At 60.7% G+C, this 20,219-nt stretch carries 19 protein-coding genes and 1 pseudogene; 9 read left to right on the top strand and 11 right to left on the bottom strand.

Annotated features, from left to right (window positions below; all coding sequences use genetic code 11):
* Nucleotides 1-5: 5 nt before the first annotated feature.
* Nucleotides 6-875: a carbohydrate ABC transporter permease gene (locus tag FN835_RS13980; RefSeq protein ID WP_142663849.1), complete on the bottom strand. Its 870-nt coding sequence runs from the start codon at nt 873-875 to the stop codon at nt 6-8.
* A gap of 94 nt (nt 876-969) precedes the next feature.
* Nucleotides 970-2,286 carry an ABC transporter substrate-binding protein gene (locus tag FN835_RS13985; RefSeq protein WP_142663850.1) on the bottom strand — a complete coding sequence of 439 codons (1,317 nt, stop codon included), beginning with the start codon at nt 2,284-2,286 and terminating at the stop codon, nt 970-972.
* A 236-nt stretch (nt 2,287-2,522) separates the two neighbouring features.
* Here FN835_RS13985 and FN835_RS13990 point away from each other — a divergent pair, with 236 nt between their 5' ends.
* Nucleotides 2,523-3,137: a TetR-like C-terminal domain-containing protein gene (locus FN835_RS13990; protein WP_142663851.1), complete on the top strand. Its 615-nt coding sequence runs from the start codon at nt 2,523-2,525 to the stop codon at nt 3,135-3,137.
* A 12-nt stretch (nt 3,138-3,149) separates the two neighbouring features.
* On the opposite strand, the gene FN835_RS13995 is transcribed toward FN835_RS13990, so the two are convergent.
* Complete coding sequence (locus tag FN835_RS13995; protein WP_142663852.1) at nt 3,150-3,632, bottom strand: GlcG/HbpS family heme-binding protein; 483 nt, start codon at nt 3,630-3,632, stop codon at nt 3,150-3,152.
* Nucleotides 3,633-3,775: 143 nt separating this feature from the next.
* Here FN835_RS13995 and FN835_RS14000 point away from each other — a divergent pair, with 143 nt between their 5' ends.
* A complete protein-coding gene (locus FN835_RS14000; protein ID WP_142663853.1) occupies nt 3,776-3,985 on the top strand; it encodes a TOBE domain-containing protein in 210 nt (69 codons plus the stop codon).
* Nucleotides 3,986-4,000: 15 nt separating this feature from the next.
* Here the strand turns inward: FN835_RS14000 and ligD are convergent, their stop codons facing one another.
* From ligD to trpA, 6 genes are all read right to left on the bottom strand, one after another.
* The gene (gene ligD, locus FN835_RS14005; RefSeq protein WP_142663854.1) at nt 4,001-6,445 is read right to left on the bottom strand and encodes a DNA ligase D; all 2,445 of its coding nucleotides are present in this window, start codon (nt 6,443-6,445) and stop codon (nt 4,001-4,003) included.
* The gene (gene ku / locus FN835_RS14010; protein WP_142663855.1) at nt 6,445-7,332 is read right to left on the bottom strand and encodes a non-homologous end joining protein Ku; all 888 of its coding nucleotides are present in this window, start codon (nt 7,330-7,332) and stop codon (nt 6,445-6,447) included. The genes ligD and ku overlap by 1 nt, the downstream gene beginning before the upstream one ends.
* A gap of 109 nt (nt 7,333-7,441) precedes the next feature.
* Nucleotides 7,442-8,032 (bottom strand): NADPH-dependent FMN reductase, encoded by a 591-nt coding sequence (locus FN835_RS14015; RefSeq protein WP_142663856.1) that lies wholly within the window; start codon nt 8,030-8,032, stop codon nt 7,442-7,444.
* Between the two features lie 150 nt (nt 8,033-8,182).
* Nucleotides 8,183-9,706, bottom strand: coding sequence for a VOC family protein (locus FN835_RS14020; RefSeq protein ID WP_142663857.1), 1,524 nt, complete (start codon nt 9,704-9,706; stop codon nt 8,183-8,185).
* A gap of 14 nt (nt 9,707-9,720) precedes the next feature.
* Nucleotides 9,721-10,329 (bottom strand): glutathione S-transferase family protein, encoded by a 609-nt coding sequence (locus FN835_RS14025; protein ID WP_142663858.1) that lies wholly within the window; start codon nt 10,327-10,329, stop codon nt 9,721-9,723.
* A 96-nt stretch (nt 10,330-10,425) separates the two neighbouring features.
* Entirely contained in the window at nt 10,426-11,217 is a 792-nt protein-coding gene (gene trpA / locus FN835_RS14030; protein ID WP_142663859.1) for a tryptophan synthase subunit alpha, read from the bottom strand.
* Nucleotides 11,218-11,345: 128 nt separating this feature from the next.
* Between trpA and ychF the strand changes: the two genes are divergently transcribed.
* Together ychF and FN835_RS14040 are read left to right on the top strand one after the other, a co-directional pair.
* Complete coding sequence (gene ychF / locus FN835_RS14035; protein WP_142663860.1) at nt 11,346-12,443, top strand: redox-regulated ATPase YchF; 1,098 nt, start codon at nt 11,346-11,348, stop codon at nt 12,441-12,443.
* 188 nt (nt 12,444-12,631) lie between these two features.
* On the top strand, nt 12,632-12,808 hold the full coding sequence (locus FN835_RS14040) for a helix-turn-helix domain-containing protein (protein WP_246098745.1): 177 nt from the start codon (nt 12,632-12,634) through the stop codon (nt 12,806-12,808).
* A 46-nt stretch (nt 12,809-12,854) separates the two neighbouring features.
* Here the strand turns inward: FN835_RS14040 and FN835_RS14045 are convergent, their stop codons facing one another.
* Nucleotides 12,855-13,079 carry a hypothetical protein gene (locus tag FN835_RS14045; protein ID WP_142663862.1) on the bottom strand — a complete coding sequence of 75 codons (225 nt, stop codon included), beginning with the start codon at nt 13,077-13,079 and terminating at the stop codon, nt 12,855-12,857.
* A gap of 62 nt (nt 13,080-13,141) precedes the next feature.
* On the bottom strand, nt 13,142-14,215 hold the full coding sequence (locus tag FN835_RS14050; RefSeq protein WP_142663863.1) for a class I SAM-dependent methyltransferase: 1,074 nt from the start codon (nt 14,213-14,215) through the stop codon (nt 13,142-13,144).
* Between the two features lie 501 nt (nt 14,216-14,716).
* Between FN835_RS14050 and FN835_RS14055 the strand changes: the two are divergent.
* The 5 genes and pseudogenes from FN835_RS14055 to FN835_RS14075 all read left to right on the top strand — a co-directional run.
* Nucleotides 14,717-15,228, top strand: a pseudogene (locus FN835_RS14055) (IS21 family transposase); the annotation flags it as partial.
* Nucleotides 15,229-15,296: 68 nt separating this feature from the next.
* Nucleotides 15,297-15,752, top strand: a complete 456-nt coding sequence (locus FN835_RS14060; protein ID WP_142663864.1) for a calcium-binding protein — start codon at nt 15,297-15,299, stop codon at nt 15,750-15,752.
* 379 nt (nt 15,753-16,131) lie between these two features.
* Nucleotides 16,132-17,214, top strand: a complete 1,083-nt coding sequence (locus tag FN835_RS14065; RefSeq protein WP_142663865.1) for a helix-turn-helix transcriptional regulator — start codon at nt 16,132-16,134, stop codon at nt 17,212-17,214.
* Between the two features lie 171 nt (nt 17,215-17,385).
* Nucleotides 17,386-19,686 carry a calcium-binding protein gene (locus FN835_RS14070; protein ID WP_142663866.1) on the top strand — a complete coding sequence of 767 codons (2,301 nt, stop codon included), beginning with the start codon at nt 17,386-17,388 and terminating at the stop codon, nt 19,684-19,686.
* 82 nt (nt 19,687-19,768) lie between these two features.
* On the top strand, nt 19,769-20,161 hold the full coding sequence (locus tag FN835_RS14075) for a recombinase family protein (RefSeq protein ID WP_342778596.1): 393 nt from the start codon (nt 19,769-19,771) through the stop codon (nt 20,159-20,161).
* Nucleotides 20,162-20,219: the final 58 nt, after the last annotated feature.

A 20,219-nucleotide genomic window follows, 5' to 3' on the forward strand; every position in this document is an offset into this window, starting at 1 on the left:
CCCCCTTAATCCAGGTTCTTGCCGACGGCGCGCATCAGGAAGATGGCGACGATATTGGCCAGAACGACCGCGATGATCCCCCCGGCAGCCGCGCCGCCGATGTCGAAGTTCAACCGCGCCGCGCGATAGATCAGATAGGTCAGGTTGGTCGAGGCATTGCCCGGACCGCCATTGGTCGTCACCAAGATCTCGGCATAGACGCCCAGCAGGAAGATGGTCTGGATCAGGATGACCACGGTGATCGCGCGCGCCATATGCGGCAGGATCAGGTGGGTGAACTTCGCCCATGCGCTGGCGCCGTCCATCTCGGCCGCCTCCATCTGCTCGCTGTCCAGCGATTGCAGGGCGGTCAGCAGGATCAGCGTCGCAAAGGGCAGCCATTGCCACGCCACGATGATGATGATCGACAGCAGCGGATATTGCGCGAACCAGTCCACCGGCTGCACGCCAAAGAACCGTGCCATGTCGGCCAAAACCCCGTAGCTGGGATGCATGATCATGTTCTTCCAGATCAGCGCCGCGACCGGCGGCATGACGAAGAACGGAGAGATGATCAGGATCCGCACGATCCCCTGCCCCATGATGGGACGGTCGATCAGCAACGCGATGGCGATGCCGCCGATCACGGTGATCGCCAGCACGCCCAGCACAAGGATCAGCGTATTGCCGATGGCCGCGAAAAACGCGGGATCGGTATAGAAAAAGCGATAGTTGAAGAACCCGGTCCACGCCGCCGAACCGGGGTTCAGCAGGTTGTAGTCCAGAAACGAATAGTAAAGCGTCATCGCCAGCGGCACGATCATCCACGCCAAAAGCAGCAGGATCGCGGGTGCGCGCATCAGGCGGGCAAGGCTCTGGGTCTGGCGGGTTGCCATGACGGTTGCTCCTTGGTGAATGCGGCGGGTCGCCGGCGTAACGCCGGTTCGGGGAAAGCCGCCCGGTGGATGCCGGGCGGCCCGTGTCGGCGCGTTACTTGATGTAGCGCGCGCGGGTCATTTCGCGGGTGACGTTCGACTGGGCGGCCGCCAGCGCGTCGTCAGCCGACATCTGCCCGGCAAGCGCCGCAGCGAACTGCTGACCGACCGAGGTGCCGATGCCCTGGAATTCCGGGATCGCCACGAACTGACCGCCGGTATAGGGCACATCCTGAACCGAGGATTTCTGCGTGTTCGCAACCGTGATCGCCTCAAGCGTCATGGCAGCAAAGGGCGCATCCTTTTGGTATTCCGCATTCTCGTAAAGCGAGGTGCGGGTGCCCGGAGGTGCTGCACGCCAGCCATCAGCTGCTGCGACCTGTTCGGTATATGCCTTGCTGGTCGCCCAAGCGACGAACTTCTTGGCCGCGTCCTGTTTCTGGCTGGATGCCGGGATGGCAAGGTTCCACGACCACAGCCAGTTGCCGTGGTTGTCCACGCCTTCCTTGTTCGGGAACTTGGCGAAGCCCACCTTGTCGGCCACGGTCGATTCGTTCGGGTCCGACACGAAGCTGGCGGCGACGGTTGCGTCGATCCAGATACCGCATTTGCCCTGCTGGAACAGCGACAGGTTTTCGTTGAACCCGTTCGAGGACGCGCCGGGCGGGCCGTATTCCTGCATCATGGTCAGATAGTCGGTGAAGGCCTCTTTCCACTCGGCGCTGTCGAACTGGGGTTTCCAGTCCATGTCGAACCAGCGCGCGCCATAGCTGTTGGCCATGGCCGACAGAAAGGCCATGTTTTCACCCCAGCCGGGTTTGCCGCGCAGACAGATGCCGTATTGTTCCTTGGACTTGTCCGTCATCTTTTCGGCGGCGGTCTTGATGTCGGTCCAGGTCGGGCTGTCGGGGATGGTGACGCCCGCGGCCTCGGCCAGATCCTTGCGATACATGACCATGGCCGATTCCGCATAGAACGGCACGGCGAACAGTTGGTCATCCATCGAAAGCGCCGCACGCACCGGCGGCAGCAGGTCGTCGGCGTCGTAATCCGCCGGAAGATCGGTCAGCGGGGTCAGCCATTGCTGCTTGGCCCAGATCGGCACTTCGTAGTTGCCGATGGTCAGCACGTCATACTGGCCGCCATTCGTCGCGATGTCGGTGGTGACACGCTCGCGCAGCACGTTTTCTTCCAACGTGACCCATTCCAGCTGAATGTCCGGATTGGCGTCGGTAAAGGGCTTCGTCATTTTCTGCATGCGGATCATGTCACCGTTGTTGACGGTGGCGATGGTCAGCGTTTCGGCCATGACGGGTGCGGCAAGTGCCGTCAGGGCACATGCCCCCATCAGGCTGCGCAACTTCATGTTCATCTTGGTCGTCCTCCCTAACGGATCGGCATTTGCCAATGCGATGGGCAAATGCTCACACAACGATGCATTTCTGTCAAGGTGCGGTTGGAATCCCCATTCCAACGCGAGAAAGCCTTTGGTCGTTCCCGTCAAAATTGTCGCGCCGAATCATTGATAAAAGACAGCATTCTTACGAAACTCTTCCTAAGGTTGCGCTTTATCTGATATAGCTCGCGCATTCTTTCGGAGCATTTCGCATGGCCTATTTCAGCCGCCGGGGTGGTTCGCTTTATACCGATGCCGTCAGCGCCGTGACGCAGCTCGGCGCGCGTTCCGTCCGGCCCACCACCGCCGATGTTGCCCGTCATCTGGGCACAGATGAAGTCGAGGTTTCAAAGGTATTTCCCGACGACCAGCGCCTGATGGAAGCGGCGCTGGAAAACGCAATGATGCTGCTGCACGATCAATGCGTGCGTTCGGTGGTCAAGGTCAGCGCGGACGATCCGCTGGCGCAGTTCCTGGCACTGGCCGATGCCTATATCGAATGGGCGCATGACCACCCGCAGGAGTTCGCCATCCTTGGCGATATTCCCGCGCATATGACCCCGCAAAGCGGCAATCTGCTGCGCTATGAAACCGCGCTGCACCGGCTGATGATGCAGATGTTGCTGCGCGCGCGCGAACTGGGTGTCATGGACGATGATGTCGATCCGCCGCTGCTGATCGCGACGGCCCGCAGCTTTGCCTATGGCGTGGCAGGCAAGATGCTAAGCGGCAATCTGTCCCGCTGGACGGGCGCCGCCACGGATATAGATGCAGCGCGTGCCGCACTGCATCTTTTTTCACGCAAGATCATCAAGGCGCCAGCCTGACATCTTGGGGATTTACTGCGCGCTGATCGCGTCCAGACCTTTGCGGGCGCAGGTCGCGTCAATGTCGCCCGAAGGTGCACCGCCGACGCCGATACCCCCCACCAGCGCATCGCCAAGGCGGATGGGCAGCCCGCCCGCCAAAATCACCATGCGGTCGTCCATGTCGCGCATCCCGGCATTCTGCGGGTTGTCGGCAATGGCTTGGGCGATGGTCGCCGTGTCACGCCCCATCGAGGCGGCAGTGAATGCCTTGCCCTGTGCGCTGCCCACGGTATGGGGCCCGGCATTATCGGCCTTGAGATGCAGTTTCAGCACACCGTCGCGGCCAACAATGGCGACGCTAACATTGTGGCCTTCGGCGGCGCAGGCGACAAGCGCGGCCTGTGCAGCGGTCAACCCGGTTTCCAACGGCAGATAGGCACTGGTCGGCAGGTCCTGCGCGGCCGCCGAAATCGGCAGCAGGGTCAGGGCGGCGACGCTTATAGCACGGATCATGTCCTTGTCTCCTCTACGTTTTCTGACGGGACCAGCTTATCGGCTTCTTGTAAAGGTTGATAGACTGTCGCCGCGACACAGGATTGCGGCAGTCCGTGTATCGGCTTAGCCTTTGGGCGAAACCAATCTTGGAGGGGAACCAGATGAAGCTCAGCGCCCGCAACGTCCTTAGCGGCACGGTCACCGAAATCGTCACCGGCGCCGTCACCAGCCATGTGCGGCTGGATGTCGGCGGCTCGTCCGTCACCGCCTCGATCACAAACGAAGCGGTCAAGGAACTGGGACTGCAGGTCGGTTCCAAGGCCAGCGCGGTCATCAAGGCCTCGGACGTGATGATCGGGGTCGATGACTGATCCCACGCAGCGGGGCTAATCCTTGTCCCGTTCGACCAGCGCGGCCAGACGTTTCAACAGCGTCTGGTTCAGCGCATTCGGGGCTGGCAGGCGCAGGTCATCCCAGCCCCGTTCCCGCGCAGCATCCATGCCAAAAGCATCCGCGCGTTTCTGCTTTTTCAGCTCGTCCCAGGACAGCGGCACCGCCACGCTGGCATTCGGACGCGCGCGGACCGAAAACGGCGCGATCGCGGTCGAGCCCCGGTCGTTGCGCAGCCAGTCGATAAAGATGCGGTCCTTGCGACGGCGCTTGGACATGGTGGCGACATAGCGGTCCGGCACGGTTTCGGCCATCAGCGTCGCGAAAAGCTGGGCAAACAGCCGCGCCGTTTCCCAGCTTGCGGTCCGGCGCAGCGGCAAGATGACATGCACACCCTTGCCGCCCGAAAGCATCGGCCACGCCGCCAGTCCCAATGCCTGCAACTTGTTGCGCAGTTCGAATGCCGCGTCGCGGACGGCGGCAAAGCCCAAACCTTCGTCAGGATCAAGGTCAAAGACCAGACGTTCGGGACGGTCGGGCTTGTCACGTTTCGCACCCCATGGATGGAATTCGACCGTGCCCATCTGGACCGCGGCGACCAGACCCCTGGCATCGGTCACGGTCAGCAATTCGTCATCGCCGCCATCCGGGTCGGGCACGCGGATACGCCTGATCGCATCGGGAAAGCCCTTGCCGGCATGTTTCTGAAAGAACCGCTCGCCCTCGATCCCTTCGGGCAGCCGCACCAGCGACAGGGGGCGGTCGGCCAGATGCGGCAGGATGCGGTCGGCCATGTCGTGATAATAGCGGGCCAGATCCAGCTTCGTGACCTTGACCGCCGGGAAGATCACCCGGCGCGGATGGCTGATCCCCACCCCTGCCACGTCGATACGCGAGGGGTCGGGCTTTTCCAGCTGTTCGGTGGGGGTCGGGTCCAAGGCCACCTCCTTTGGGCTTTTATCCTCGCGCAGCGCGACGAAACTGGCGTGGCGCAGATGCCCGGCGGATGTCAGTTCGGCATGGGAGATTTCCGCGACCAGCCTTGGCTGCACCCAGCGCGCGCCGCGTGTTTCGGCCTTGGGGGCGTCCAGCGGTGCGCGATCGCGGGCAAGGGGCTTCATCGCGGCCGCCAGTTCATCCATCGTGTCGCCGTCAAAACCCGTGCCGACCTTGCCGCGATAGACCAGCCGCCCACCTTCGAACGTTGCCATCAGAAGCGAGGCAAAGGCCCGCCCCTTGCTGGCCGAAGGTTGCCAGCCCACGATGACGAACTCCGCGCGGCGGATGCATTTCGTCTTGACCCATGCGGGGCCGCGCCCACCGCGATAGGGCGCATCGCGCAGCTTTGAGATCATGCCCTCGCCGCCCGCATCGCAGATCGTGCCCAGCGTTTCGGCGGCATCGCCCGTGATCGCGGGCGACAGGCCAAGGATGCCCAAGGGCACGGTATCGGCCATCACCCCCTCAAGCGCGGCGCGGCGCTTGAGCAGGGGCGCATCAGACAGATCCTTGCCGTCCAGATGCAGCAGGTCAAAGGCATAGAACCGGAACGGCCCGCCCGCCTTGATCGCGGCCTGCAGGGCGGAAAAGCCGGACAGGCCCGCGCCCGCGACGATCTCTCCGTCTATCAGGGCGCTGTCGCAGGGCAGCTCGGCCAAGGGCTGAACAAGCTCGGCGAAACGGTCGGTCCAGTCATGCCCGTTTCGCGTGCGGATGCGGATGCCGCCCTTGCCCAACGCGATCTGGGCGCGATAGCCGTCCAGCTTGACTTCGTGCAGCCAATCGACGCCCTTGGGCGGAGCGGCCACGGTTTCGGCAAGCTGAACGGCGCGGAAACGCGGCAGCGGACCTTTGCGCGCAGGGCCGGGATCATGCGGCGGCGCATTCTTTGCAATCTGGGCCAGACTGCGCCCCGTGACGGCCGAAACCGGGTAGCGTTCGGAAAAAGGCGTGCCGCCCTGATCGGCAGCGGCGTCCTCCTCCTTGATCATCAGCCAGTTCTCGCGCGGCTCGTCCCGGCCTTTCATGCGGATCAGCGACCAGTTGCCGGTGGCGCGGCGACCGTGCAGGGCGAAATGCAGATGCCCCTTTTCCAGCCCCTGGCCCACGTCGTGGAACGGCTGCCACCAGCCGATATCCCAAAGCATCACCGTGCCCGCGCCATATCCCTTGGGGATCACGCCTTCGAAGGTCAGATAGTCCATCGGGTGATCTTCGGTCCTGACCGCCAGCCGCTTATCGGCAGGATCGGTTGAGGGGCCGCGCGTCACCGCCCAGCTTAGCAGCACCCCATCCCATTCAAGACGCAGATCCCAATGCAGCCGCGTCGCATCGTGCATCTGGATGCCATAGCGCAGCGCCAGTTTGCTGCCCGCACCACCCTGCGGTTCAGGCGTGGCCGAAAAATCCCGCATCGCACGATATTTCGCCAGCCCGGCCATCAGGATGCCTTGCTGCCCTTGCGCGGCGCCCTTGTGCGGCCCGGCTTGGCATCAGATTTTGCCGCGGGCTTGGAGGCGGTCTTGCTGCCGGTCGTCTTGCCGCCGGATTTCAGGCTTTGCCGCAGCGCATCCATCAGATCGACGACATTGCCACCCTTGGGCCGCGCCTCGTCGTCAACGCTGGTGCGGGGGGTCTTTCGGTTCTTGCGCTTGGCCTCGATCAGGTCGCGCAGGGCGATGTCATAGTGATCCTTGAACGTCTCGGCCTTGAAGGGCGCGGTCTTGCGGTCGATCAGCTGGGTCGCGACGCTTAGCAGCTCGGCATCGGCCTTGGCATCCTCAATGTCGCGAAACAGCGGGTCGGCATCGCGGATTTCATCGGCATAGCGCAGCGTTTCCATCAGCAGCCCGTCACCACAGGCCCGCACGGCGCATAGATATTCCTTGCCGCGCATCGTCATCTGACCCAGCCCGACGCGCGATGTCTTGCGCAAGGCATCGCGGACGACGCGATAAGCATCCTCGGCCAGCTCATCGGTCGGCACGATGTAATACGGCTTGTCGTAATACAGCGGAGAGATTTCGCAGGCATCGACGAACTGCACCAGTTCGAAGGTCTTCTTCGTTTCCAGCCGGATCGCATCCACCTCATCGGGATCCAGAAGCAGGTATTGATCATCGGGCAGTTCATAGCCCTTCAGAATGTCATCCGCCTTGACGGGGCCGATGCCCGGCACGGTCTTTTCATAACGGACGGGTTTGCCAGACGGGCCATGGATCTGGCGAAAGCTAAGCCTTGCGCCGGTCTTGACCGCACTGTGAATCTCGACCGGAATGGCCACAAGGGACAGGCGAAGCTGCCCTTTCCAGATAGCCCTTGATGCCATGGTCCCTGCCCTCCTCAGGCGTGGCGGATGCCATGGTGTAGAACCGCAGGGCGGGGCCAGAGGTTCCAGCGCAATGAAAAGGGCGACCCTTGGGCCGCCCTGTCAGGTTTCAGGCTGTCTTGGCGCGCTGCGCCATCGTCGCTTCGGCCCACCACGCCAATTCATCCAGCGTGGCGTTCAGTGCGGGCAACAGGTTCGTTTCGATTTCCGCCATGTCGCCATTCGCGCCAAGCGGCGAAACCTTGAAGAAATCGCCGCCGCCAATATGGACGGCATTGCGCAGCGGGACCATCATCAGTTCGACCGCGATGCCGCGCAGATGTTCGATCGCGCGGGCCGCGCCCACGCCGCCGTAACCCAGCGCCGCAGCGGGTTTGTGGTTCCATTCCTTGTAAGCTTGATCCAGCGCGTTCTTCAGCGAGCCGGTGATCGAGTGGTTATATTCGGCGGTCACGAAAATATAGCCGTCGAACTCGGCCAGTTTTTCCTGCCATTTGACGGCACGAGGGTCTTGCGACGGCATCCACAGGTTGGATGCGGGTTCGTTGAACAGCGGCAGGTCGTAATCGCGCAGATCGACCAGCTCAAAGCGCATATCCTCGCGCTTTTGGGCGTTCTCCAGTAGCCATGCGGCGGGTTTGTCGGCAAAGCGCGTCGCGCGGGTCGAGCCGATGATGATGGCGATATTCGGTTTCGTCATGGTGGCATCCTTGATCCGATTGCCGCGATGCGGCGGGAAATTGCTTGGGCAAGCTGAACCCTGAAACCCGTGCGGGCAAGCCGACCTGTTCAGAAAGCGGTGTTCGATATTTGGAAACAGGCGGGGCGGATTTACTCCGCCCCACCAAAGTCAGACCAGCCAAGCCTGCGCGCGGTTCAGGTCTTCGGCCGAAAGTTCATGCCCGGCGGGCAAGGTCTGCGCATCCAGATCGGCACCGCCCTGACGCAGCGCGGCCTCCAGCGCGGGGGCCATGCGCCCGAACATGTCGCGCGCACCGTTCAGCATCAGCACTTTCTGGCCCGCCAACGCGCCTTCGGCTTGCTGCGGCGCATCCTCAAGCACCTGAATGCCGCGCAGCAGGATCGCCCGACGGATCGCCTGCGGATACAGTTGCAGGATCGCGCCGATCAGGTTCGCGCCGTTGGAATAGCCCAGAAACGCCAGCCGCGCGGGGTCCAGCCCGTAAGCCCGCACCGCATCGTCGATAAAGGCGGCGAATGCCTCTGCCTCGGCCAGAATGTCGGCCTGATCATAGGTCACGGCATCAAAGCGGCGGAACCAGCGGTTGATCCCCTCCTCGGTCGAGCGGCCACGCACACCCAGAAGCGTCGCATTGGGTGCGATGCGGTTTGCCAGCGGCATCAGGTCAGATTCGTTGCCGCCCGTGCCATGCAGCAGGATGATCGTGCTGCCATCGGGGTTTTCAGGCCGGTGAGAGCGATGGGTGAAATGCAGATCGCGCATGGGTGTCCTTTCTTCGCCCGGCAGGGCGAATTGCGGCATCATCACGCGCAGATCCTGCGCGCGGGCCTTGGCTTGCGGCGGCACGAACAGCGTGCTGCCCAGTTCCTGCGGCGTTTCGTCCAGCACAAAGCCGGGGCGGTCGGTCGCATATTCCAGCAGGATGCCCGCCGGGTCGCGGACATAAAGCGACAGGAAATATGTCCGGTCATGCACGTTGGTCGCGTCGGTATCCTTCAACGCAAGGCGCATCTGGCGCACCGCATCGACATCAGCCGCGCGGAATGCGACGTGATCCAGGATGCCCGTGCCCGGAATACCGGGAAAGAAGCCGGTCGCGTCGCGAATGTCGATGACATCCGTATCCGAGACCATGCGGCGGACCGCACCCGCCACCTGTCCCGGCCGATAGCCAAAGCGGGCGGCAAAATCGCACGACTGTTCCGGCGTTTCGGAAAACAGCGTGACGCCGCGCAGCCGGGTCGGCGCGATGGGATCGGGCAAAGGCGCATCGGCGGGCATGTCGATCCCGACGAGCTTGACGATCACCCCATCGGGGTCTTTCAACCGCAACACGGTTTCGCCGAATTCGCGGCTGGGCCCGTCAACCGGGATGCGCGCGGTCATGGCACGGGTCAGCCATTCCCCGATGCTTTCCGGCGGCACGGCCAGCGCGATTTCCGCGACCTGCCCGTGACCGACCCGACCCGGCGCACCATCTTCCCAGACCAGGAAGGTCACAAGCGAGCCGGGCGAGCCAAGCGCATCGCCATAGAACAGATGCAGTTGTTCGGCATCCTCGAACCCGCCCGTGCGCTTGACCAGTCGCAGGCCCAGAAAGCCTGCATAGAAATCGACATTGGCCTGCACCCGGCGGGTGATGCCGGTGACGTGATGGATGCCGGTGGACATATTTCTTCTCCTGTTTATGCCGCTTCGCGGGCCAGCACGCGCTGGACAGCCGGATCGGCGGCCATGCGGTCATGCAGGGCCTGGACGTTTTTCCATTCCGACAGCCCTTCGGGCAGCAGCTTGGCGGCCCAACGCAGCATCGGGAAAGCATAGGCGTCGATGACCGAGCGTTTGCCCAGCACCCATTCGCGCCCGTTCAACTGTTCGTCCAGCAGCGACAGCCGCTTGCGGACCAGCTTGCGCCCGGCCTCCTGCGTGGCATCGCGGCCCGCAGAGTCGGTCGTGTAGCGCTGGGGCATAAAGATCGGGTAGAAACTGGGATGCAGGTCGCCGGTGAAAAAGCCCGACCAGCGGTCCAGTTCGGCCGCCGCGCGCGGACCCGTGCCGCCCGCCAGATCCGCCTCGGGGTGTTGATGCGCCAAATAATGCAGGATCGCGCCCGCCTGCGTCAGAACCCAGCCGTCATCCTCGATCAGCGCCGGGACCATCCCCGAGGGGTTCACGGCAAGCAGCTCTTTCGAGCCGAACTCGACCGATTGCGTCTCATAGGGCGCACCGATCCATTCCAGCACGATATGCGGGGCAAGCGAGCAGGCGCCGGTGTGGTAAAGCAGCTTGGGCATGGTATCCTCCGGGTGTTGCGTTAACCGGAAGATAGCGCATCGCCGCGTTTCCCCAACTGGAAAAGGGCAAAACGCGGCGTTCTGTTTTTGCGAACGTCAGGCGCTATGCGCGCCCTTGGCAAGATCGGCGACGAAGGCAAGGATTTCGGCGACCGGACGGCCTTCGCCGATCAGCTTGACGATGGCCGAGCCCACGACCGCACCATCCGCCACGCCAGCCACGGCCTGCGCCGCTTCGGGGGTGGAAATGCCGAAACCGACCACGACGGGCAGATTCGCTGCGGCGCGGATGCGCGCGACTTCGGGCGCGACTTCGGTGGCATTCGCCGCCAGCCCGCCAGTGATGCCGGTGACCGACACGTAATAGACAAAGCCCGAGGTATTGCGCACCACCGCAGGCAGCCGCCGGTCATCGGTCGTCGGCGTCGCAAGACGGATAAAGTTCAGCCCGGCATCTCGCGCAGGCAGGCACAGTTCGGCATCTTCCTCGGGGGGCAGGTCCACTACGATCAGCCCGTCGATCCCGGCCTGAACGGCATCCGCGATGAAACGGTCCACGCCCCGCGCATAGATCGGGTTGTAATAGCCCATCAGCACGATCGGCGTCGTGTTGTCGTCTTTGCGAAAGGCACGGACCATGTCGAACACGCGATCAATGCTGCCACCTGCCGCCAGGGCGCGCTGACCCGCGGCCTGAATGGTCGCGCCATCCGCCATCGGATCGGTAAAGGGCATCCCCAGTTCGATGATGTCCACACCTGCGGCGGGCATACCGCGCATGATCTGGACCGATTTGTCGAAATCGGGGTCGCAGCCCATCATATAGGCGACAAAGGCCTTGCCATTCGTGGCGGCCAGCCGCGCGAAAGTGTCGTCAATTCTGCTCATGCGCCCCGTTCCCCAGTCATGATCCGCAAAGCCCTAGCGCGGCTTCGGTGCCAAGATCAACGCCCGGCACTGGACTTGGGACGCTTGCGGCCATAAAAGGCGCGAAAATCCGGGAAAAGGGGTGCATCATGGGCTTTCGCATGGGGATCGTCGGCTTGCCGAACGTGGGCAAATCGACGCTGTTCAACGCGCTCACAAAGACCGCAGCCGCGCAGGCCGCGAACTTTCCCTTTTGCACCATCGAACCGAATGTCGGCGAGGTGGCTGTGCCCGATCCGCGTCTGGACAAACTGGCCGAGATCGCCGGCTCCAAGCAGATCATCCCGACCCGCATCACCTTTGTCGATATTGCCGGTTTGGTAAAAGGCGCGTCCAAGGGTGAAGGTCTGGGCAACCAGTTTCTGGCCAATATCCGCGAAGTCGATGCCATCGCCCATGTGCTGCGCTGTTTCGAAGACGGCGACGTGACCCATGTCGAAGGCCGCGTCGATCCGATCGAGGATGCCGACACGATCGAAACCGAGCTGATGATCGCCGATCTGGAATCGGTCGAAAAGCGTCTGGCCAATATCGCGCGCAAGCTGAAGGGCGGCGACAAGGAAGCAGTGGCACAGGAGCGTCTGCTGAAAGCCGCGCAGGCCGCGCTGTCGGATGGCAAGCCTGCCCGCACCGTGCAGGTCGCCGAGGATGAGCGCAAGGCATGGGACATGCTGCAGCTGCTGACCGCCAAGCCCGTGCTGTTCGTCTGCAATGTCGAAGAAGACAAGGCATCCACCGGCAACAGCCAATCCGACCGCGTGGCGGAAATGGCGCGTGCGCAGGGCGCGGGCCACGTCGTGATCTCGGCCAAGATCGAAGAGGAGATCAGCCAGCTTCCCGGCGATGAGGCCGCGATGTTCCTTGACGAGATGGGCCTGACCGAAGCCGGTCTGGATCGCCTGATCCGCGCGGGCTATTCGCTGCTGGGTCTGGAAACCTATTTCACCGTCGGCCCCAAAGAGGCCCGCGCATGGACCATTCACAAAGGCACGCTGGCCCCGCAGGCCGCAGGCGTGATCCACGGCGATTTCGAACGCGGCTTCATCCGCGCCGAAACCGTCGCCTATGACGATTACGTCGCCTATAAGGGCGAGGCGGGTGCGCGCGAAGCCGGCAAGTTCCGCGTCGAAGGCAAGTCCTATGTCGTCAAGGATGGCGACGTGCTGCACTTCCTTTTTAACGCCTGAGGCATTGCGCCGCGCGGATTGCGTGGCGCATCCCTAACCCTTTTCCAATGCAGAAATTGCCGCCCCTCGGCGCGAAAGCGCTGTGGTGGTGGTCTGGGCATTGCAGCCAACCGCGCAATATGACAATCGCGCGACACCCGTTAACCAGCGTTAAGACAGATATGCAACTTTCCGAAAAAGACCACCAGATGCTGATGACCACCCTGCAAAGCAAATCCCCCGAGGTTTTGCAGGTCCGCATGGCCAATGCCCTGCTGCTGCTTGCCGACGGTCTGTCGGTCGAAGATGTCGCAGGTCTGCTGTTTCTGGATGAGGAAACCGTTTCCGGCTGGAAACGCATGTTCGCCCGCCGCCGCGCGGCCTGAAGCGCCTTGGATCGGGCCGCCGGTAAGCGGCCCGGTCAGGTCTGGCCTAAGCCAGAGATTGGGCGGCGCCATCGGCCCGCAAACGCATCTGATGCATGTCGATGGCCAAGCCCGACCGCCGCATCAATTCCTCTGCCTGGAACATATAGCGCGAGAATTGTCCGTCCCGCATATCCTGCACCGGGTTGGCGGCACAGGCGTCGAATTCTGCCGCCTTGCCTTCAATACCAGCCCATGCGCGCGCAAGGCGCTTTACCAGATCATCGTTCATATAACACCTCAAAGCGGCGAGGCCGATACGCGGCCTGCGCCAAAACACTCGTTAAAGATGTGTTATATGTAGCAAATCGCGTGCTCTGAGGAAGCTGTCGAAATGGGCAGGTCGCGGGTCAGCTTGGCATAGACGATGTTGCGGTTCGCACCATAGAAGTATTCCGCCGAAAACTCCTCGGTTTCCGGGGTCGCTTCCACGATAAAACGCATATCCGCCTCGGAGCGCAGGATCAGCGGCCAGTCCATGAAGCTTTCCATATAGCCGTCCGAAACGATCTCATCGCTGTAATTCGCAAACAGCAAGGTGCCACCGGGGGCGACCATCTCGCACAGGCGGCCCAGCAGTTTCGCCCCGGTCTTCGCGGTCAGATAGTCATAAAGACCCGAGGCGTATACGTGATCGAACGTGCCCAGATCATAGGAACGGCGCAGCAGGCCTAGGACAGACCCCTCGACCGCCTCAATGGGCGTTCCTGCGTGGTTCGTGCGGATGGTCGCGATGCTCAGCGGGTCCTGATCAAGCGCGACCCAGCGCAGGATGCGCTTTTTGTCCAACGAGGCGCAAATCTCTGCCTCGCGCAGATGCCCCGCGGCGACGGCCAGGATCTGCGCATTGCTTCCCACGCGCTGACACGCCTCATCAACATTGGCGGCCAATAGCCGGCAACGTTCGCGACCTGCCTCGGAGGAGGGGACTTCCGAAGTATGTTCGTAGATCGCGCGACCGATGGTCGATGCGTTATTCACCACCTCGTCGGCCGAGGGGTGTTTGTAAAAGATGTCCAGCAGTTCGGCATCGCCCGAATACCCACGTGGCTTGCCGGCCGACCGCCCGGTGAACGGATCTTGCCGAAGCAGGTCGCCGACGGGATGGGCGCGGCACGCAATCGCCATCGCCTTCCAGTCCTGCGGCGATGATGTGCGGCGCAGCACATGCAGCGCAGCCGCCAGATCCGACACGATGCGGCTGGCAGGCAGATTTGCCGCGAACCCGGCCAAGGCCGCGTCAAGCACCGGATCAAGTCTAAGGGAGATGTCCGGGTTGGGCAGTTCCCCCGCCCGACCAACGCGACCCGAAGCCGCGTCGAAAAGTTCTGATGTCACAAGGCTTTCGCCGTCCAGCAAAGTGGGCATTCGATAACTTCCCTGACCAATTAACAACGAATCGAGGGAACGATAGATCGGGCTGTGTCCAAACTTCATGACGACGCAGGTTGAAAAGCCGCGCCTTAATCCGCGGCAAATGCCATGTTGCGCAGACCCGCAATCCGGGCAAATCACCCAGTTCGGGCATGTCCGTGCCGCCATAAAAAGGCCGTGTGGATTGGACGGATCGTGCGGGACAAGACCTTCGCTATCTAGCTAAATGCGCCGCTCAATCCGCGAGGATAATTCTTGCCTACGGAAGTCTTACGAGCGGTTAGATGGAAGAAGCTTGCTTGCAGCCTCCGTGAAGCTTGCAGCAACGCACAGCTGCAATGCGTTCTCCGCATTGCCGATGACTCACCCGGATATCCTCGAGGATGTGTTTCGGCATGCAATCTTGACCCCTTAGGCGGGGTATCGGCGCCCAATTTTGACGCCCCTGATGTTTTGTCAGACCGTTTGCTGGAGGGTCAGCGAGCTGAGGGGGAGATGAAGCGGGTGGATACGATCGCGCGGGTCCGGCGTGCCTTCTATGTTCATGGCTGGTCGGTGAAGAAGATCGTTCGGGAGCTGCACGTGTCGCGGAATACGGTGCGGAAGATCCTGCGGTCGGACGAGACGGATTTCAGTTATGAACGCAGCCGACAGCCGTTGCCCCGGATCGGGCCGTGGCAGGGGCAGCTCGAGCTTCGAATGCGTCGAAGGCTTCTCGCGAGCGGCTGACGCTGATCCGCATCTTCGAGGAATTGCAGGCCCTCGGATATGAGGGCGGATACGATGCCGTGCGCCGGTTTGCGCGAACCTGGTCAAAGACCCGCGGGGCGGTGACGGCCGAGGCCTATGTGCCGCTCTATTATGCTCCCGGCGAGGCCTACCAGTTCGACTGGAGCCATGAGGTCGTGCTGATCTCGGGCGTGACCGTCACAGTCAAGGTCGCCCATCTCCGGCTTTGCCACAGCCGGATGATGTTTGCCCGCGCATATATGCGCGAGAGCCAGGAAGCGACGACCGCGACACCGTGCGATCCTCCGTCAACTATACCCTGCCCTCGGATGTCGAGAATCTGTCATTGACGGGAACCCATAATCTGCGTGGCACCGGCAACATGCTGGCCAACCTGATCGTTGGCAATGCGGGCAACAACACGCTGGACGGGGGCATGCGCGTGGAAGGCAGCGTCGATCAGGATACGCTTGTCGGTGGCATGGGGAACGACACCTATCTGCTTCGGGACGCGGGGAATGTCGTCGTCGAGGACGTGGCAGCTGGCATCGACACCATCAGACTATCGGTCACCGGGCGTTACAGCTTCACCATGCAAGACAATGTCGAAAACCTTGTATTGCTGAGCGGCACCGGATCTGTGGTCGGTAACGCGGGCTGGAAACCAGGCGTTCCGTCTGATCGGAGACGCCGGTTTAAGCGGCCGTGGCGGAGAGCTGCGCATCGAGAATCTGCGAGGCAGCACCACGGCAATTGTCACTGCCGATGTCGACGGCGACGAAATCGCAGACTTCCGACTTGAGGTGCGTTTGGCGGGAACGATGAGTGCGGCTGACTTTTTCCTGTAAGTCGGACCACACAAACAGGCCGCGCTGGGTATATCACCCGGCGCGGTCTTTTTGTATGGCTAAACCGCATGCCCACCAAACGGGTTGATGGAAAGCCTTAGCTTTCGACGTTTGCTATTGCTGCGAGCGTATGAACGTGCCCAGGCGCGCATACCGGACGAGCGCTTCAAGTTTCAGAAATTGGGTGAAGCCTGGTTTGACCAGATGTGGTCCTTTCAACCACGCAGGAGCAATCTCGACCTATTACGGTAAATTCTTACGCGGCCTGTTGACCCCCACGCATGCGAACCGGCGTAATTAACTAAATCTTCCCGGCTTGATTCGAAGGGCACCATGAGATCACAGGTTGAAGATATCGAACTGATCGAACTCATCTATGCTGCACTGTTGGGAGAAAGTAGCTGGCAAGCATTCTTGGACAGACTCTCCGACGCCGGGTCCGGATGTTGGTCGGTCATGCACTCCAGTAGCAAGTCCGGAGCTGAAGCAACTGTGGGCTTGGTCAGCGGCCGAAGCCCGGACGACATTGCAGATTATCCTACCTATTATCATCAAATCAGTCCGTGGGCTCCACATTGCAATGCAAGGCCTGCTGGCAAGGCCACGATCGTGGAAAATTACGTGCCAAGCGATGTTCTAGAGCGATCCGAGTTTTACAATGACTGGTTGCTTCGCGTCGAAACAAGATCAGCTATTGGTATCGGCGTGGACAGCGACGATGGCAGCTCGCTGATTTTCTCTCTGATGACACCAAACGCACAAGAAGCCCAGATGCTGCTTCTTGCCAATCAGATGGAGCGGATTGCACCGCATCTTCAGCGCGCCAACGAATTTTACCGCCGCACGAGCTTCGCCGCTCGCAGCACGGAACTGGGAGGAACGTTCTTCGACTCCCTTAGCATGGGAATGGTTATCGTGGGTGCTGGCCGTAAAATCAGGACTTGCTCAGATACCGCCAGCAGGATGTTCGGACCGGACGTTGGCCTTGACCCTTTGGGGCGCCTTACCTTGGGCGATCAAGTTGCACGCCGCCTTCTTGAGACTATGCTGCAGCGCAATTATGCTGGACCAAGGCATCAACGTGTCAAGGTTGGCAGCACGCTCGTTACCTTGATCCGTATGGAGGGCGAACGGGAGCGCAGCTTCTTTGAGGGGCCGGGAGTCTGCCTGACAATGGAGGCTCTCGGCAGCAGTCGCTTTCTCGACACGGAACAGTTTGCCCGCAGCTACCAATTGACGCCAGGCGAGATTCGGGTGCTTGAGGGATTGATCTGCGGCAATACGGTCAACCAGATAGCCGAACTCGCTGGACGCTCGCGCGAAACGATCCGCAGTCAGCTTAAGAGCCTATGCTCCAAAACCGGGGCACGTGGGCAGGCAGATGTGCTACGGATGGTCGCCGGGATGAAGGCTTAGTGTTCAAAAAATGCGATGCGACCGTCCCTGAGATTTGATTCCACTCACCCGTTTGGGTGATCCGTCCGAGCTTTGTCTGTGTCAGCATCGCCCCACATCTGAGCATTTTGCGGATCCGTCTGTTTGCGTGACTTTTGGCAACCAGACTAGTCTTTAGCGCGGGAGCAGGGCATGACACACGTATTCGATTTTTCTCAAAGCAACGGTGGCCTAGCACTTGACGACTCAAACTGGGGCGCTGTCGGCGCTGGAGGTGGGGCCGGCACGACCGGCGGTTTTCTTCGCGCAATTGAGGGAAGCTTCTATGGTAACGGATACTCAGAGGGTGTATTCCGTTATCCAGGATATGCAGCCGATGGATGGACGGGACGGTCCTATCTGGACAATACGGGATCATTATCTATCGGACCCCACAACTCGCAAATATTCTCGCTCGGCTCGCTAGCTGAGCACTTACCCGATATCTTTGGTGACGGGCCATTTGATCTTACCATGGCATATCCCTTCAATGCTGAGGGCACCGGTGGAGACTACATTCGGCTGACCGGCGTCTCTAGCATCTACCATCGTGGATTCGTCGGCGCATCCGGCAATGATTACTGGCAGGCCCTTACAAATATTAACGAACACGCGATGGAAGTGCAGGCCCGCTTTATCGCTGACCTCATGGCCACGCTGGATGCTCCACTAAGAGGCGCACCCGATATTGAGTTCGTCCATTGGACGAATAGTGATACTGAAAGCCTTAGAAGTCCACGCATTGTTTTGCACATTAGCCCGGATGATAGCAGCGAGAACACTTTACGTTACAGCGACCTTTTCGATTATTATATGGCACCCGGTTCAGGCCATGCCTACGGGATGGACCTTCTGCCCATTGGCGACATATTCGGTGCGACAGACGACGTTTCCATGCTCCTAACCGCAGAAGATGACTTTGTGGATTACTTTGGATTTTCCGCCAGATCACTTCATATCGACGCCGGATCCGGAAATGATCAAATATCCATCTACATTCCACCAGAGTATGAACTGACAGAGCGCATCCGACCCGACCTGATAACAATAGATGGCGGAAACGGAAATGATTACCTCCTCCTTTGGTCTCGCAAGTCTGGTGCACTTAACGGAGGGGCTGGGAACGACGTGCTAGGCGCAGGAGTACCAGATGAGTTGGCTGGCGGCACCTTTACGCTACGGGGGGATGCCGGTAATGATGAGATTTCTGGAAGCGGAAATGCGACCTATATACTAAGTGGTGGTGACGGAAACGATTACCTGGCCTCAGGGAATAGAGCTGATACTTTGGATGGTGGCAGCGGGGTCGATACAATGATCGGCGGCGCTGGCAATGACACTTACATTGTGGATCATGCCCGTGATTATATCATTGAAGCACCGGATGACGGTCGAGACACAGTGCGGTCAAGTGTTAGCTATACATTGACCGGATACATTGAAAACCTTGTGTTGACGGGGAGTGGGGTTATTTCCGGTGTCGGTAATGACTTAGCGAACCAAATCAACGGCAATGGCGCGGCAAACCGACTGAATGGTGGTTCTGGGAACGATACGATTTCCGGCGGTGCCGGCAATGATACGCTCGATGGCGGTGCGGGCATCGATCTGATGAATGGCGGTTCTGGCGACGATATCTATATTGTCAACCACGCCGCCGACAGAATTGTAGAGTCCGCTGGCGGTGGGACGGATCAAGTAAGCGCGTCTGTCAGCTTCGCCCTCGGTATGGAGGTCGAGCGCCTTGTCCTGACTGGTTCATCTTCGATCACTGGCACAGGTAACGCCGCAGCGAACGTTATGACAGGGAACGGAGCAAATAACCGACTGAATGGCGGTGCAGGAAATGACACGCTTTTAGGGGATGCAGGAAACGACACGCTCGACGGGGGGACCGGCGCCGATGTCATGACTGGGGGCATCGGAAATGATACCTATATTGTTGACAGTGCGGGCGACCGCATCAACGAGGCTGCCGGTGGTGGAACAGATCAAGTTCAGGCATCGATCAGTTTTACACTTGGTACTAATGTTGAAAATATTCTCCTGATCGGAACCTCCGCAATCAATGCTACAGGCAACATGTCAGCCAATACGTTGACGGGCAACGCGGCATCAAATCGTCTAGATGGCGGCGGCGGAAATGACGTCATACTCGGCGGTTCTGGCAATGATATCCTTGTTGGAGGCATTGGCTCCGACTCGATGACTGGCGGCACTGGCTCTGATACATTTCTATTCCGCCCGAGCTTCGACCAAGACCTAATTGTAGACTTTCAGGACAATGTTGACACCATCCGCCTTCTGGACTTTGGCTTTACGAACTTCGGCCAAGCTCGCGCCTATGCTGCGCAAAGGGGAGCAAATGTCATCTTTGACTTCGGGGATGGTGACGCCCTGACAGTGCGTAATACCAATATAAATGCGCTAGCGGATGATATGAGCTTCGTTTGAAGCTTCGGAATACTGATCTTCCCCCGGTGAAGTAGTCCGCCGGTTTGTTGTTCACTGTGATAAGATCACGGGGGAACGCGAGATCGTCGAGGACGAGGCCGCCGTGGTGCGCCGCATTTTCGAGGGATATGCTTCGGGTCTGTCCGCCCGCGCGCTCGCCGCGGCGCTGAACGCGGAAAGTGTGCGAAGCCCCGGCGTTGGCAGCGGCCAGTGGAGCTTCAGCACCATCTCGGGGAATGCAAAGCGGGGCACCGGCATTCTCAACAACGAACTCTATATCGGCCGCCTGGTCTGGAACCGGCAGCGGTTCATCAAGGATCCAGGGACGGGCAAGCGCCAAACCCGGCCGAATCCGCCCGAAGAATGGGTCATCTACCTGCGGATCATCGACGATGACCTCTGGCAGCGCGTAAAAGCACTACAAGACGACGTGCAGGCTGACCTGCCCCCCGGAACGTCCCACGGTTTGATGTAGAGTTTGCTTCACCACGCAGGAGCAGACGACATGAGGAAAAGCCGCTTCACCGAGGCGC

It is taken from the genome of Paracoccus laeviglucosivorans, assembly GCF_900182695.1.
Taxonomy (GTDB): Bacteria; Pseudomonadota; Alphaproteobacteria; order Rhodobacterales; family Rhodobacteraceae; genus Paracoccus; species Paracoccus laeviglucosivorans.

Excerpts from the sequence above, each read along its gene's own strand:
- FN835_RS14025 (WP_142663858.1), bottom strand. The coding sequence starts at position 10,329 with ATGCCCAAGCTGCTTTACCACACCGGCGCCTGCTCGCTTGCCCCGCAT.
- FN835_RS14015 (WP_142663856.1), bottom strand. The coding sequence starts at position 8,032 with ATGACGAAACCGAATATCGCCATCATCATCGGCTCGACCCGCGCGACG.
- FN835_RS13985 (WP_142663850.1), bottom strand. The coding sequence starts at position 2,286 with ATGAACATGAAGTTGCGCAGCCTGATGGGGGCATGTGCCCTGACGGCA.
- trpA (WP_142663859.1), bottom strand. The coding sequence starts at position 11,217 with ATGAGCAGAATTGACGACACTTTCGCGCGGCTGGCCGCCACGAATGGC.
- ku (WP_142663855.1), bottom strand. The coding sequence starts at position 7,332 with ATGGCATCAAGGGCTATCTGGAAAGGGCAGCTTCGCCTGTCCCTTGTG.
- FN835_RS13990 (WP_142663851.1), top strand. The coding sequence starts at position 2,523 with ATGGCCTATTTCAGCCGCCGGGGTGGTTCGCTTTATACCGATGCCGTC.
- FN835_RS13995 (WP_142663852.1), bottom strand. The coding sequence starts at position 3,632 with ATGATCCGTGCTATAAGCGTCGCCGCCCTGACCCTGCTGCCGATTTCG.
- FN835_RS14045 (WP_142663862.1), bottom strand. The coding sequence starts at position 13,079 with ATGAACGATGATCTGGTAAAGCGCCTTGCGCGCGCATGGGCTGGTATT.
- FN835_RS14070 (WP_142663866.1), top strand. The coding sequence starts at position 17,386 with ATGACACACGTATTCGATTTTTCTCAAAGCAACGGTGGCCTAGCACTT.
- FN835_RS14065 (WP_142663865.1), top strand. The coding sequence starts at position 16,132 with ATGAGATCACAGGTTGAAGATATCGAACTGATCGAACTCATCTATGCT.
- ligD (WP_142663854.1), bottom strand. The coding sequence starts at position 6,445 with ATGGCCGGGCTGGCGAAATATCGTGCGATGCGGGATTTTTCGGCCACG.
- FN835_RS14020 (WP_142663857.1), bottom strand. The coding sequence starts at position 9,706 with ATGTCCACCGGCATCCATCACGTCACCGGCATCACCCGCCGGGTGCAG.
- ychF (WP_142663860.1), top strand. The coding sequence starts at position 11,346 with ATGGGCTTTCGCATGGGGATCGTCGGCTTGCCGAACGTGGGCAAATCG.
- FN835_RS14050 (WP_142663863.1), bottom strand. The coding sequence starts at position 14,215 with ATGCCCACTTTGCTGGACGGCGAAAGCCTTGTGACATCAGAACTTTTC.
- FN835_RS14000 (WP_142663853.1), top strand. The coding sequence starts at position 3,776 with ATGAAGCTCAGCGCCCGCAACGTCCTTAGCGGCACGGTCACCGAAATC.
- FN835_RS14040 (WP_246098745.1), top strand. The coding sequence starts at position 12,632 with ATGCTGATGACCACCCTGCAAAGCAAATCCCCCGAGGTTTTGCAGGTC.
- FN835_RS13980 (WP_142663849.1), bottom strand. The coding sequence starts at position 875 with ATGGCAACCCGCCAGACCCAGAGCCTTGCCCGCCTGATGCGCGCACCC.